Source organism: Mesorhizobium sp. SARCC-RB16n, from assembly GCF_008520305.1.
Lineage (GTDB): Bacteria > Pseudomonadota > Alphaproteobacteria > Rhizobiales > Rhizobiaceae > Mesorhizobium.
The window spans coordinates 41222-54364 of the sequence record NZ_ML703258.1 but is presented as its reverse complement, the minus strand read 5'-3'; the positions used below and the strand labels follow the sequence as shown (position 1 = coordinate 54364).

The 13143-nt window shown below is 63.4% G+C and carries 13 protein-coding genes; 6 read left to right on the top strand and 7 right to left on the bottom strand.

The features are described 5' to 3' along the window. Positions 1-33 precede the first annotated feature (33 nt). Both galE and C7I87_RS05730 read right to left on the bottom strand, forming a co-directional pair. Positions 34-1008 carry a UDP-glucose 4-epimerase GalE gene (gene galE, locus C7I87_RS05735; RefSeq protein ID WP_149903300.1) on the bottom strand — a complete coding sequence of 325 codons (975 nt, stop codon included), beginning with the start codon at positions 1006-1008 and terminating at the stop codon, positions 34-36. Further along, positions 1005-1979 carry a UDP-glucuronic acid decarboxylase family protein gene (locus C7I87_RS05730; RefSeq protein ID WP_149903299.1) on the bottom strand — a complete coding sequence of 325 codons (975 nt, stop codon included), beginning with the start codon at positions 1977-1979 and terminating at the stop codon, positions 1005-1007. Before C7I87_RS05730 ends, galE begins: the two co-directional genes overlap by 4 nt. Positions 1980-2473: 494 nt before the next feature. On the opposite strand from C7I87_RS05730, the gene C7I87_RS05725 reads away from it, so the two are divergent. Beyond that, entirely contained in the window at positions 2474-3970 is a 1497-nt protein-coding gene (locus C7I87_RS05725) for an aldehyde dehydrogenase family protein (RefSeq protein ID WP_149903298.1), read from the top strand. A gap of 114 nt (positions 3971-4084) precedes the next feature. Next, positions 4085-4360, top strand: a complete 276-nt coding sequence (locus tag C7I87_RS05720; protein ID WP_149903297.1) for a hypothetical protein — start codon at positions 4085-4087, stop codon at positions 4358-4360. 137 nt (positions 4361-4497) lie between these two features. Here the strand turns inward: C7I87_RS05720 and C7I87_RS05715 are convergent, their stop codons facing one another. Together C7I87_RS05715 and C7I87_RS05710 are read right to left on the bottom strand one after the other, a co-directional pair. Continuing rightward, a complete protein-coding gene (locus C7I87_RS05715) occupies positions 4498-4998 on the bottom strand; it encodes a peptide deformylase (RefSeq protein WP_149903296.1) in 501 nt (166 codons plus the stop codon). A gap of 80 nt (positions 4999-5078) precedes the next feature. Continuing rightward, a complete protein-coding gene (locus tag C7I87_RS05710; RefSeq protein ID WP_149903295.1) occupies positions 5079-6164 on the bottom strand; it encodes a CaiB/BaiF CoA transferase family protein in 1086 nt (361 codons plus the stop codon). A 127-nt stretch (positions 6165-6291) separates the two neighbouring features. Between C7I87_RS05710 and C7I87_RS05705 the strand changes: the two genes are divergently transcribed. After that, positions 6292-7314, top strand: a complete 1023-nt coding sequence (locus C7I87_RS05705; protein ID WP_149903294.1) for an LLM class flavin-dependent oxidoreductase — start codon at positions 6292-6294, stop codon at positions 7312-7314. Between the two features lie 54 nt (positions 7315-7368). Next, a complete protein-coding gene (locus tag C7I87_RS05700; protein WP_149903293.1) occupies positions 7369-8016 on the top strand; it encodes a ThuA domain-containing protein in 648 nt (215 codons plus the stop codon). A 103-nt stretch (positions 8017-8119) separates the two neighbouring features. Here C7I87_RS05700 and C7I87_RS05695 read toward each other — a convergent pair whose 3' ends face one another. The 3 genes from C7I87_RS05695 to C7I87_RS05685 form a co-directional block, all read right to left on the bottom strand. After that, complete coding sequence (locus C7I87_RS05695; RefSeq protein WP_149903292.1) at positions 8120-8539, bottom strand: VOC family protein; 420 nt, start codon at positions 8537-8539, stop codon at positions 8120-8122. 58 nt (positions 8540-8597) lie between these two features. Beyond that, a complete protein-coding gene (locus C7I87_RS05690; RefSeq protein WP_149903291.1) occupies positions 8598-10613 on the bottom strand; it encodes an amidase in 2016 nt (671 codons plus the stop codon). 88 nt (positions 10614-10701) lie between these two features. Then, positions 10702-11628: a LysR substrate-binding domain-containing protein gene (locus C7I87_RS05685; RefSeq protein WP_149903290.1), complete on the bottom strand. Its 927-nt coding sequence runs from the start codon at positions 11626-11628 to the stop codon at positions 10702-10704. Between the two features lie 82 nt (positions 11629-11710). Between C7I87_RS05685 and C7I87_RS05680 the strand changes: the two genes are divergently transcribed. After that, positions 11711-12541, top strand: a complete 831-nt coding sequence (locus C7I87_RS05680) for a class I SAM-dependent methyltransferase (RefSeq protein ID WP_149903289.1) — start codon at positions 11711-11713, stop codon at positions 12539-12541. Positions 12542-12553: 12 nt separating this feature from the next. After that, positions 12554-13063, top strand: coding sequence for a hypothetical protein (locus tag C7I87_RS05675; protein ID WP_149903288.1), 510 nt, complete (start codon positions 12554-12556; stop codon positions 13061-13063). Positions 13064-13143: the final 80 nt, after the last annotated feature.

Here is a 13143-nt window from a genome sequence, read left to right as displayed (position 1 = left end):
CCTTACGGGCCAGCCGGCTGTCTTGCGTAGCTATCACAATCGGCTGCGATACCAAGCCAGTGCCGTCTCGACGATCCTGTCGATTCCAGATTGCTCGGGCACCCAGCCGAGTTCCCGGCGCGCCTTGCCTGCCGCGGCCACGAGCGCTGGCGGGTCACCAGCCCTGCGCGGACCGTAGACCACCGGAACGCTCGATCCCGAAGCGCGGTTCACCGCATCGACCAATTCCTTCACCGTCGTTCCGGTTCCGGTTCCGAGATTGTAAACGTCGACACCCTTGTCGCGGAGAAGCTTCTCCCCTGCAAGGACGTGAGCACGCGCGAGATCGGTGACATGGACATAGTCCCGTACCGCCGTCCCATCACGGGTGTCGAAGTCGGTGCCGTTGACGGTAAAAGTCCGGCCCGGCCTGACCGCCGCCTCGATGGCGAGCGGTATGACGTGTGTTTCCGGTTCATGCCGTTCACCGATCTCGCCATCGGGATCGCATCCGGCCGCGTTGAAATACCGGAGTACGACCGCGTTCAGACCGTGGGCATACGACAGATTGTCCACCATCCGCTCTATGATGAATTTCGACCATCCATAGGGATTGATGGGCGACTGCGGATGCGTTTCGTCAATCGGCGAGCGAACCGGAACGCCATAGGATGCGCAGGTGCTGGAAAAGATCAGCTTGTCGGCGCCAGCCTTCAGCATTTCCTCGAACAAAACCAGCGACCCGAAACTGTTGTTTCGGTAATAGAGTTCCGGGTGCTCGACAGACTCGCCCACATAGGCGTAGGCGGCGAAATGCGCCACCACATCAGGCCTGTATAGTCGCAGCGCCGCCGACACGGCTGCGGCGTCGGAAATGTCGCCCTCGACAATCGGACCCCATTTGACCGCATCGCGCCAACCGCGCGAGAGATTGTCATATGCAATGACAGACCAACCGGCTTCGGCGAACGCCTTGCAACAATGCGATCCGATATAGCCGGCTCCGCCGGTGACCAGGACTGTCTTCATTCGGCGGCGACGGCCCGTAAATGGCCCGACGAAGCCAAGCCTTCGAAATAGGTAATGGTCTTGGCGAGACCATCGCGCAACGCGGTCTTCGGCTTCCAATTCAACTCACGCACGGCTGTCCCGATATCGGGCTGTCGCTGTTTTGGATCGTCAATCGGCAGCGGCATAAATCTAATCGTCGACCGACTTCCGGTGAGCTCGATCACAAGATTGGCGAGTTCAAGCATCGTAAATTCGACCGGATTGCCAAGATTGATCGGACCGGTAACATCGTCAGCCGTCTGCATCATGCGAACCAGACCTTCGATGAGATCGTCGACATAGCAAAATGAACGTGTCTGCTGGCCCGTGCCGTACACTGTTATCGGCTCGTTCTGCAGTGCTTGCACGATGAAGTTGGAAATGACGCGGCCGTCATCCGGACGCATCCTCGGGCCGTATGTGTTGAAGATGCGCGCGACTTTGATCCGCACCCTGTGCTGTCGCCAGTAGTCGAAAAACAGAGTTTCGGCGCATCTTTTGCCTTCGTCGTAACAGGAACGGGGTCCTATCGGGTTTACCTTGCCCCAATAGTCCTCGGTCTGCGGGTGAATTTCGGGGTCGCCGTAAACTTCCGACGTGGACGCCTGAAGAATTTTTGCGCGAACGCGCTTGGCCAGTCCTAGCATGTTGATTGCCCCGTGGACGCTGGTCTTGGTCGTCTGGACCGGATCGAACTGGTAGTGAACCGGGCTCGCGGGGCAGGCAAGGTTGTATATCTCGTCAACCTCTACGTAGAGTGGAAACGTGACATCGTGGCGGATGATCTCGAAGGACCTGTTGTCTAGCAATTGCGAGACGTTTCTTCGATTTCCCGTGAAAAAATTGTCGACACATGCAACTGCGTGACCTTCATCGAGCAGTCGCTCGCACAAGAACGATCCCAGAAAACCCGCGCCCCCAGTCACCAGAATTTGTTTCGCACGCTGCATTTTGGGATCTCCAGGTCATTTTAGCACTCGTTGATAAACTAGCCTGGCAGTGGCGATTTTCCAGCCTACTGCTTTCAATTTACATTACCGACAAGACATGTCTCCTAATGCGCCCCTGCGGTGTCTTCCGGCAAACACGAGCTGTTGGCGTCGTTCGGCGTCTCCTGCTCATTTCGGAGCTCTTATCAGGTTCGCCAGACCACACGAGATCATACGAAGGATGCGGATTGGATAACTATCCGGTAAACTATTGAATTTGTTCGGAAAGATTACACCATTCGGACCTGCCATAAGTCTTGACTTAGGACATGCGCCTGGCCTCGTCAGGACCTGTATGAAGCTCGGCACGCCGAACAGAGCGGCCCAGCCGTCGCCTAAACGGACGCGATGCGTGCCCCCCGGTCGGGGCCGCCGAAACGCCCTTTCAGCTTTCCTTGTTTGAGGTCGACCGCGCCGGGAGTAATAGTCGTCACGGAATTCGTGAGGAGGAAGAGATGACGCTGAGCTTCGACCCGAGGGCGAAGGCCACGACGCTCTACCACGGCGAATTCCGGCCCATGTTCATCGGGGGCAAGTGGGTTGCGGCGCAGTCCGGCCAGGTGATGCAGGCGCTGAACCCGGCGACCGGCGAAGTGCTGGCGACCGTGCCGCGCGCCGGAGCCGCCGATGTGGATGCAGCGGTGGTGGCGGCGCGCGCGGCTTTTGAAGGGCCCTGGTCGAAATTTTCGCCCTATGAGCGGCAATGCGTGCTGCTCAGGATCGCCGACCTGTTCGAGACCCATTGGGAAGAGCTCAGCGTTTCCGACACGCTCGACATGGGGCTGCCGATCACGCGCACGCTGGCCAACCGGCGCCGCGTCATCGGCATGCTGCGCTTCTATGCCGGCATGGCGACCGCGCTGCATGGCGAGGCGATCGACAATTCCATTCCCGGCGAGATCGTCACCTTCACAAGGCGCGAGCCGGTGGGCGTCGTCGGCGCGATCATTCCCTGGAATGCGCCGACCGCGGCCTCGATCTGGAAGATCGCGCCGGCGCTCGCCACGGGCTGCACTGTCGTGCTCAAACCTTCCGAGGATGCATCGCTGACGCCGCTGCTGATCGCCCGGCTGATGCAGGAAGCCGGCGTGCCCGACGGCGTCGTCAACATCGTCACCGGAACCGGCGCCGAAGCGGGCGCGCGGCTCGCCGAACATCCCGACGTCAACAAGATCGTGTTCACCGGCTCGACGCTGACCGGCCAGGCGATCGCGCGGGCGGGCGTGACCAATCTCAAGCGCGTTTCGCTGGAGCTTGGCGGCAAATCGCCGATCATCGTCTGCCGCGACGCCGATATCGACAAGGCCGTTCCCATCGCGGCGATGGCGGTGTTCGTGCATTCGGGCCAGATCTGCATTGCCGGCTCGCGGCTGTTCGTGGCGCGCGAAATCCATGACGAGTTCGTGCGACGGTTGGCCGAGTTCGCCGGCGGGCTGCGTATCGGGCACGGCATCGAGGCGGAGACGGAAATCGGGCCGCTCATCAATGCCAGGCAAGCCGGCAAGGTGGAAGGCTACATCAAGGCCGGCAGCGACGAAGGCGCCCAACTGGTCGCCGGCGGCTCGCGGCTGACGGGCGCGCTCTATGATGGCGGCAACTTCATCGCGCCGACCGTCTTCGGCGCGGTGTCGGACACAATGACCATCGCGCGCGAAGAGATCTTCGGGCCGGTGATTTCGGCGATGCCTTTCGACACACTGGACGAAGCCGTGGCGCGTGCCAATGCCTCGCCCTACGGGCTGGCGGCCGGCATCTTCACCAGCCATCTCGGCACCGCGCACAAGCTGGCGCGCCGCATCAAGGCCGGTTCGGTCTGGGTCAACATGTACCATGCCATCGACCCGGCCGTGCCGTTCGGCGGCTTGAAGATGTCCGGCTATGGCCGTGAGGGCGGGGTCGAGCATCTGCACGAATATCTGGAGACCAAGTCCATCTGGATCCAGACGGACTGAGGGGGCGGCGATATTCAGGTGAGGCCGGCCGCAAATAGCTGGCGACTGCTCAGGAACTTTTCGTCATCTGACGATTTGGATATAAGATCGAACCCAAACAGAAGGGTGTTGCCGATGACGACCAAACGGTTAGCGATCTGCGCTCTTGTCCTCGCAATGGGCTGCGGCATGTCCTCCTCGGTATTCGCCGGGGCCAAGCACCGGCACCATCAGGACGAACAGGAACGCTACGTTCCGGCCAACGACGATCTCATCGATTTCCTGTTCGGCGGCCCGCGTTATTACGATCAGCAATTGTTCACGACGGCTGCCGGGGCCTGTTCCTACGACCGAACTGGACCGGACGGGTTTGCGATAAACAAGATCAACGATCACCACTGCGGGAAATGATCGGCTGACCCTCGCCGGCCGGCAGGCCGGCACGTTGCCGAGTTGGTCCGCTCTGCCGGCGTGACGTCGAAAACGACCAGACATTATCTCCTCAGCTCGGGCCGCGATCGCGCTTCTCCGGCGATGCGGTATAGCGGCTACAAGGCCCGTATCAGTTTGCCGTAGCGCTTGATCAGCCGGTCGCGCTTGAGGCGCGTCAGCCCGTGCGTCCAGAAGAGCCCGTCGAGCTGATCGATCTCATGCTGGTGGCAAACCGCCAGCAGGCCTTCGGCGTCCTCGAACCGCTCGTTGCCATGCAGATCCTGATAGCGAACGCGTATGCGGGCGTGCCGCTCGATATCCTCGGTAACGCCAGGCATCGAAACGCTGCCTTCCGCATGACGGATCATCTCGGTCGAGGCCTGGACGACAGATGGATTTGCATAAACTCCCGGTTCCGGGGCGGAAGGAAGCTGGATGACGACCAGGCGTTTCAAGATGCCGATATGCGGGCCGGTGATGCCGATCCCGGGCGCCGCGTGCATGGTGTCGATGAGGTCGGCGGCCAAATCGTGCAGGTCGCTGTCGAACAGTTCTACAGCCTCCGCCACGGCGCGGAGGAGGGGATTTGGGAACCTCACGATCGGTCGAACCGCCATGGACCTCGTCCTAACTGCCAATCATCTCGTTGGTAAGCCGCAGGTGACCGGGAATACTCGCATAGCCTGGCACGGCGTCATCATCGTTCCGTCAGGCCGGCACGGATTTCGGCATCGTGTTCGCCGCGCGCCGGGCTTTTGGCCGGCGTCTTTTGTTCCCATCCGGAAAAGCGCGGTGCCGCAGCCGCCTGCAGCGCGCCGTCCACCGTCTGCCATGTGCCGCGCGCGGCCATGTGCGGATGCAATGCCGCTTCATGCGGGCCAAGCACCGGGCCGACACAGGCGTCGGAGCCCTCGAACAGGCTGATCCATTCGTCACGGGATTTCGCGGCAAAGATCGCCGCCAGCCGGTCGCTGAGTTCCAGCCAGAGATCGCGATCGAACTGGCTGGCGAATTGCGGATCGGCGGCGAGGCCAACCCTGTCGAGGAAGAGCGCGTAGAATTTCGGCTCGACGCACTGGACGCTGATGAAGCCGCCATCCGATGTCCGGTAGACGCGGCACCAATGTGGCCCGTCGAGCAGGCTTTGACCGCGCCCGGCGGCAAGCGCGCCGGACTGGCCGAGCGACATCAGCAGGTTCATCATATGCGCGGAGCCATCGACGATCGCGGCATCGACGACGGTGCCCTGGCTGCAGGCGCGGGCATTCATGATGCCGGCCAGCATGCCGATCACCAGATAGAGCGCGCCGCCGCCAATGTCGCCGACAAGCGTCGGCGGCGCCATGGGCGGCTCGCTTGGCAAGGAGGCGTACCAGAGCGCACCCGACAGGCCGATATAGTTCATGTCATGCCCGGCGGTGCCGGCGAGCGGTCCGTCCTGGCCCCAGCCCGTCATGCGGCCATAGACGAGGCTAGGGTTGACGGCGAGGCAGGCCTCCGGGCCGAGCCCGAGACGCTCCATGACGCCGGGCCGGAATCCTTCGATCAGCCCGTCGGCGGTGGCGATGAGGCGCATCAGCACGGCCACATCCTGTGCGTCCTTAAGATCGAGCGCGATGGAGCGCTTGCCGCGATCGAGCAGCGAGCGCTCAGGCGCGCCCGGCACGGACGCTTGCCTGCGATGGACGACGATGACATCGGCGCCGAGATCGGCGAGCAGCATTCCGGCGAAGGGCGCCGGTCCCAGCGCCTCGATCTCGACGATGCGGATTCCCCTGAGCATCCCATCCTCCACGGCGTTCGCCCTACGGTGCTTTGGAATTGCGAACTTTTGGTATCGAGGGGGCGACGGTGTGTAACCCCGCTCTTTTGCCATTGAAGCACGTGCCGCCCGCATATACTTCACGGCGATGAAGAAAATCGGTTTCCTGTCATTCGGGCACTGGACGCCCTCGTCGCAATCGCAGGTGCGTTCGGCATCCGACGCGCTGCTGCAATCCATCGATCTGGCCGTCGCGGCCGAGCAGCTCGGCGCGGACGGCGCCTATTTCCGGGTGCATCACTTCGCCCGCCAGCTCGCCTCGCCATTCCCGCTGCTGGCGGCCGTCGGCGCCAAGACCAGCCGCATCGAGATCGGTACGGCCGTCATCGACATGCGCTACGAGAATCCGCTCTACATGGCCGAGGACGCGGGTGCGGCCGACATCATCGCAGGCGGCCGGCTGCAGCTCGGCATCAGCCGCGGCTCGCCCGAACAGGTCATCGATGGCTGGCGTTACTTCGGCTACGTGCCGCAGGAAGGTAAAAGCGACGCCGACATGGCGCGCCATCACGCCGAGGTTTTTCTCGACACGCTGCGCGGCGAGGGGTTCGCGCAGCCCAATCCACGACCGATGTTCCCCAATCCGCCCGGCCTGCTCAGGCTCGAGCCGCATTCGGAAGGCCTGCGCGAGCGCATCTGGTGGGGCGCGGCCACCAACGCCACCTCGGAATGGGCGGCCAAGCTCGGCATGAACCTGCAGAGCTCGACACTCAAATTCGACGAGACCGGCAAGCCTTTCCATATCCAGCAGGCCGAGCAGATTCGGATCTACCGTGAAGCCTGGAAAGCGGCCGGGCATGAGCGCGAACCGCGCGTCTCGGTCAGCCGCAGCATCTTCGCGCTGGTCGACGACCGCGACCGTGCCTATTTCGGGCGCGGCAACGAGAGCCGCGACCAGATCGGCTTTATCGAGGAGAATACGCGCGCGATCTTCGGCCGCAGCTACGCCGCCGAACCGGACGTGCTGATCAATGAGCTGGCGCAGGACGAGGCGATCGCCGAGGCCGATACGCTGCTGCTCACGGTGCCCAACCAGCTCGGCGTCGATTACAACGCCCACGTCATCGAGGCGATCCTGACCCATGTCGCGCCGGCGCTGGGGTGGCGCTGAGGGCCGCGCCGTGTAACCATCGGCCACGGCGACAGGTCCAGGGAGGTTCACGGCATGCCGAAGAAGGCTTTGATCGCCTGGGGCGGCTGGGAAGGCCACATACCCGAGCGCAGCGCCAATGTCGTGCGCGACATGCTCCGGCGTAACGGGTTCGCGGTCACGCTCGGCCACGGCACGGCGATGTTCGCCGATCCGGAGCTTGCTTCATTCGATCTCATCGTGCCTGTCATCACCATGTCGACGATCGAAAAAGCCGAACTGAAGAACCTGACGCAGGCGGTTCGCCAAGGGAGCGGGCTCGGCGGCTTTCACGGCACGACGGGCGACAGTTTCCGCAATGAGCCGGACTACCAGTTCATGACCGGCGGCCAATGGGTCGCGCATCCCGGCGACATCATCGACTATCGTGTCGTCATCACCCGGCCGGACGATCCGATCACAAAAGGCGTCAGCGATTTCGCCTACCGGTCGGAGCAATATTACATGCATGTCGATCCCAGCAACGAGGTGCTGGCGACAACCACCTTCACCGACGCGCATTTCCCGGGCATTGGCGGCGTCGTCATGCCGGTCGTCTGGAAGCGCCGCTATGGCGCCGGCAAGGTTTTCTACAGTTCCCTCGGCCACACCGCGGATGAGTTCGCGGTGCCGGAAATGGCGCTGATGGTCGAACGCGGTTTGCTGTGGGCCGCGCGCGAGTAGAGCGGTTCAGCGTTTAATTGAATCGCCGACCCGCTCTAACTCTTTGTTTTTACGCAATTCCGGACGGAAAACCGGTACACACTTTTCCTGGAATTGCTGTAGCCTACCAGTCGGCGACCCGGTCGCCGCCGGTGAATTGCGCGCTTTTGCCGGTGTATTCGAACAGTTCGATCTTTACGCCATTGGGGTCGCGCAGCCAGGCCTGGTAGGTGTCGTCGCAGGCGAGTTTCCTGGCGGTGACATCGATGCCCATGGAGGCGATGTGGGCGATCGCGGCGTCGATGTTTTCGACTTCCAGGCAGAAATGGTTGATCTGGTCCATCTCGCTAAATCGCGCCCCATCCTTCTGGAACACTTCGACATGGCTGCGGCCGCCGCAATTGAGGTAGAACCCGAAAATCGCGCCGTCGCGCAGGAAATTGAACTGGATGTCCATGCCCAGGACATCGCTGTAGAAGCGCCGCGTCTCTTCGAGATCATTGGCGAAGATGCAGACATGGGCGAGTTGCTTCACTTTGATCATGGCTGGGTTCCGTGGTCTGGCCGGTTGCGCATGGTGAGGCGGCCCGCAAAGCGCATCATCACTCGATTCCGCCGGCAACCGCATAGGCGCCGGCGGTGCGTCCATCCTGCAGCCGCACCGTCGCTGTCACGATAGAACCATACGAGCCGCGCCAGACACTGTGGAACCGACGATGCTCGGCGGCAGGGACAAGCGCCCGCCCGGTGAAGCGCGCGCCGCTTCGCTGCATCGCGACGGGCTCTCCGTTGACATGCACCACGATGCTGGCCGCTTCAGTTGCCTCGCCAACCATTTCGATCGTGATGGTGATTTCATCCTGATCACCGGAATTGATCGTGTCGGCCGCAAGCTTGAGCGCGGGCGCCTTGCCATTGCCAGCTTGGGTGGATCGGCGCGAAAACACGTCATCGGGCAGCTCAGGCGTGCGCGGCGGGCTGGTGCGGCGCTGGGTCGACCGTTCGTAATCGCCGGCCATGCGCAGCAGCCTTTCATCGTCATAGGCCTTGCCGGCCAAGGTGAGGCCGACCGGCATGCCGATGTCGGCCATGGTGCCCATCGGCACGGTAACCGTCGGGATGCCGAAATGGCGCCAGACCAGATTGCCGTTGGCGACCCAGGTGCCGTTGCGCCAGGCGAGCGCGGCGGACGCCTCATTGATGTCGGCATCGGCCGGGCCGACATCGGCGGCGGCCGGCAGCACCACGGCGTCGAGGCGGTTGGCATCGAGCCAGTCCTCGAAGTCGATGCGCCTTGTTGCCTCAAGTCCCTTGACGCCATCCGCGATCGTGGGGATGTCGGCCAAGGGCGCGACGCCGAGCTTTGCCCGCTCGACATACTTCGCCAGATCGAAGCCGCCCTCATAGCGGTCGGGCAGGGTGCCCGGCGGCCGCGGAAAGATTTTCGGGCCGTCGACGGAGACGAGATCGGGCAAGGCAGGGTCGGCATTGGCGCGCAGGAAATCGTCCCAGCCCCAGATGCAGAGATCCCAGAGTTCGCGGTCGGCGAAGTCCGGCGGCACCAGCCCGCGCTCGGCCATCGTTTGCGTGCCGGGCCGGTCGTGCTCATAGTTCGAGACGACGGGGAAATCGACCTCGACCACCTCGGCGCCGAGCCGTCGCAAATCCGCCGCTGCCTGCTCCCACAAAGCAAGCACCGAGGCGCGGGTTTCGATCGGGCGGTCGTTTTCTGTATCTCGGCCGATATACATGCTGGGCACGCCGAGCCGCTTGCCCTTGAGTGACCCTTCCAGCGCCAGATCCGTATAGCGGGGAGGGCGCGTCTCGGAACTCCTGGGCAGCGCGACCCAGGGCTGCGCGCGCCAGAAATCGCCCCGCGTTTCCGGATCGTCGGCGACGATGACGTCGAGCAGTTCGAGCATGTCGGGCACGCTGCGCGTATGCGGCACCACCACGTCCATGGTCGGCACCAAGGGCCAGTTCCCGCGCACCGAGATCACGCCACGCGACGGCGTGTAGGCGACCAGCGCATTGTTGGTGGCGGGCGCGCGGCCGGACGACCAGGTTTCCTCGCCAAGACCGAAGGCGCAGAAGCTGGCCGCCGTCGCGGTGCCCGAGCCATTGGAGGAGCCCGACGCGAAGGCGGCGGTCAGGTAGTCGGCATTGTACGGGCTTTCGGCGCGGCCATAGACGCCACGCTGCATGCCGCCATTGGCCATGGGCGGCATGTTGGTGAGGCCGATCAGCACCGCGCCGCCGGCACGCAACCTGCCGATGGTGAAGGCGTCCTCATTGGCGACGAGGTGCTCGAAGGCCGGCGAGCCGGCGGCCACCGTCAGGCCCTTGACCTTGTAGCTGTCCTTGGCGGTGTAGGGGATGCCGTCGAGCGGCCCGAGCGTCTTGCCTTGCCGGCGCCGCTGGTCGGAAGCGGCGGCTTCCCAAGACATATCAGGGTTGAGCACAGGCACGGCGTTGAGGCTTATACCGTGCCGGTCAAAATGCGCGATGCGCCTGACATACGCCGCTACCAGCTCGACGCTGGTGACGAGGCCGTCATCGAGCGCGCGGCGCAGTTGGGCGATCGTTGCTTCGACGAGATGAAGGCTGGCATCGGTCATCATTGGCCCCGGACGGTCACTGGATTAAGCGCCATGGATGAAGGCGGGCGCCGGCTTCGGCAAGAGCCAATCGCGATTCGTTGCGGTCTCAGGCGCGTGCCTCGGCCTCGCCTCGATGCCTGACATGGTCGATGAACGCGCGCAGCTTGGGCAGGACCTGACGTTTCGCCGGGTAGTACAGGAAAACGCCAGGCAAGGTCACGGCAAACGGTTTCAACACTTCCTGCAACCGGCCGTCAGCGACCGGCACTCTGGCGAGTGGTTGGGGTACCTGGGCAAGCCCGGCACCTTGCATCGCCGCGCCCAGAAGCGTCGGATAATCATGCGCGATCAGCGGCCCGGAGACGATGGCCTCGACCGACTTGTTGCCGTCGACAAAGGGCCAGGGCGCGATCGATCCGTTCGAGCGGCGCATGCGCAGGCAGGCATGGCTGCGCAGATCCTCGATGCGTTGCGGCACGTTTCGCTGGCGCAGATAATCGGGACTGCCGACGACCACGAATGGCAGCGGCGGCGTCAAGCGCACCGCGATCATGTCGGCGGCGACAAATTCGCCGGGCCGGATGCCTGCATCGAAGCCCTCGGCGGCAAGATCGACGAGTTCGCCACTGGCCACGATCTCCAGCTCGATTTCCGGATAGGCTTGACAGAAAGATGCGATGACCGGCTCCAGCAGGATCGGCACCACCGACGGCGGCACCGAGAGGCGCAGCAGTCCGGTCGGTCGCTGGCCGAGATCGCGCGCAACCTCGCTCGCGGCGACCAGTTCGTCGAATGCGGGCCCGGCACGCGCGAGAAAGCGCTCGCCGGCCTCGGTCAGGCCGACGCTGCGCGTCGTGCGAATGAACAGCGCGGCGCCGATGCGCGCCTCGAGCGTGCGGATCGCCTGGCTCATGGCCGATGGCGTCACCTTCAGCTCGGCCGCGGCCTTGCGGAAGTTGCGGTGCCGGGCGACGCTCAGGAAAGCCTCGACACCGTCGAGCGCTCCTTGCCTGACTGTGAAGTTCTGCTTCATGACGCATCGACATTATCGCGGATAGTCGCGGCTCGAAAGCGGTCCTATGTCTCCAGTAACGACACAACCAGAGGAACCTGCAATGACCGATAATCTCGACGGCGTGCGCGCTCACTATCGCGCCAGCGGCCTGACCGAGCGTCTCAAGGTGGCGCTGGCCGCCCTAGGACCAGAGGACCAACGGCTCATGCCGGAGCAGTTGGCCGGGCTCGACCAGTTCCACACCCGCGGGCTCGCGGCGACCGCCGAGCTTGCCGGGTTGGCCGGGGTTGGCCCGGACACGACGGTTTTGGATGTCGGATCGGGACTCGGTGGGCCGGCCCGTTTCCTGGCGGCTACCCATGGCTGCCGGGTGACGGGCGTAGACCTCAGCGAGCCGTTCGTCGAGGCCGCGCACTATCTGGCCGAACGAATGGGGCTGAGCGAACTGGTGACGTTCGAGAGCGCCAGCGCGCTGGCGCTTCCCTTCGACGACAGCCATTTCGACGTCGTGTTGCTGCAGCATGTGGCGATGAACATCACCGAGCGGGCGCGGCTCTATGGCGAGATCAGGCGGGTACTGAAGCCGGGCGGCCGGTTTGCCACCTACGACGTCGTGTTGAATAGCGGCGATCCGCATTATCCCGTTCCCTGGGCACGAAGCCCGGCGGACAGTTTCTTGCTCACCGCAGCTGAAACGCGGGAGCGGATCGAGCAGGCAGGCTTTGAAACGTTGGTGTGGCAAGACGACACCGAGGCAGGCAAGGCGTGGTTTTCACAATTGCGGGCGTCCGGACCACCCCCTTTGCTCAATCTTGGCGTCGTCATGGGGCCGGACTTCGCGGAACTTGCCGCCAACCTTGGACGCAATCTCGGGGAAGGCCGGTTGGGCATCCTGACCGCCGTCTTCGAAGCCATTCCGGGCAAGGCCTGAGAGGAGGCGGGAATGTCGCCGGCAATGATCTTCAATATCCATCTCGCTTTGGGCTACGTGCCATGGTTGCTGTGCTTCGGCGCCTATGTCTGGCCGAGGCTCAAGTCGATGAACCGCTTCGAAGCGCAACGCGCGATCGCCACGCTGCACAGCTTCCGCTTCTTCGGGCTTGTCTTCATGCTTCCGGGTGTCGTTGGGCCCAATCTGCCCGCTGCTTTCACGGTCTTCGCTGCCTACGCGGACTTCGCGACCGGCCTGCTGGCCATGCTGGCGCTTCTGACGGCAAGGGCTCCTTCGGTCTTCTGGCCGCTCGTGGTCGCCTTCAACCTCGTGGGAACCGTCGATATCGTCGTCGACTATTATCATGGGGTCCAGCTCGGCCTTCCCGATCTGGCGGGAGAGTTGGGCGCCGCCTACGCGATCCCGATCCTCTATGTGCCGCTGCTGATGATCACGCACGTCGCCGCGTTCTATCTGCTGATGCGGCGCCAGTCCGAAGCGGTTCAGGGCTCCCACCCCTGATCAACCGCACGCGGCCGGAAAGAATCGATTTTTAATGCAACCTCTGATGGACGCGTGCGTTACAGCCTCCCCGGGAGGAG

Excerpts from the sequence above, each read along its gene's own strand:
- galE (WP_149903300.1), bottom strand. The coding sequence starts at position 1,008 with ATGAAGACAGTCCTGGTCACCGGCGGAGCCGGCTATATCGGATCGCAT.
- C7I87_RS05715 (WP_149903296.1), bottom strand. The coding sequence starts at position 4,998 with ATGGCGGTTCGACCGATCGTGAGGTTCCCAAATCCCCTCCTCCGCGCC.
- C7I87_RS05720 (WP_149903297.1), top strand. The coding sequence starts at position 4,085 with ATGACGACCAAACGGTTAGCGATCTGCGCTCTTGTCCTCGCAATGGGC.
- C7I87_RS05710 (WP_149903295.1), bottom strand. The coding sequence starts at position 6,164 with ATGCTCAGGGGAATCCGCATCGTCGAGATCGAGGCGCTGGGACCGGCG.
- C7I87_RS05685 (WP_149903290.1), bottom strand. The coding sequence starts at position 11,628 with ATGAAGCAGAACTTCACAGTCAGGCAAGGAGCGCTCGACGGTGTCGAG.
- C7I87_RS05690 (WP_149903291.1), bottom strand. The coding sequence starts at position 10,613 with ATGACCGATGCCAGCCTTCATCTCGTCGAAGCAACGATCGCCCAACTG.
- C7I87_RS05700 (WP_149903293.1), top strand. The coding sequence starts at position 7,369 with ATGCCGAAGAAGGCTTTGATCGCCTGGGGCGGCTGGGAAGGCCACATA.
- C7I87_RS05695 (WP_149903292.1), bottom strand. The coding sequence starts at position 8,539 with ATGATCAAAGTGAAGCAACTCGCCCATGTCTGCATCTTCGCCAATGAT.
- C7I87_RS05705 (WP_149903294.1), top strand. The coding sequence starts at position 6,292 with ATGAAGAAAATCGGTTTCCTGTCATTCGGGCACTGGACGCCCTCGTCG.
- C7I87_RS05730 (WP_149903299.1), bottom strand. The coding sequence starts at position 1,979 with ATGCAGCGTGCGAAACAAATTCTGGTGACTGGGGGCGCGGGTTTTCTG.
- C7I87_RS05680 (WP_149903289.1), top strand. The coding sequence starts at position 11,711 with ATGACCGATAATCTCGACGGCGTGCGCGCTCACTATCGCGCCAGCGGC.
- C7I87_RS05725 (WP_149903298.1), top strand. The coding sequence starts at position 2,474 with ATGACGCTGAGCTTCGACCCGAGGGCGAAGGCCACGACGCTCTACCAC.
- C7I87_RS05675 (WP_149903288.1), top strand. The coding sequence starts at position 12,554 with ATGTCGCCGGCAATGATCTTCAATATCCATCTCGCTTTGGGCTACGTG.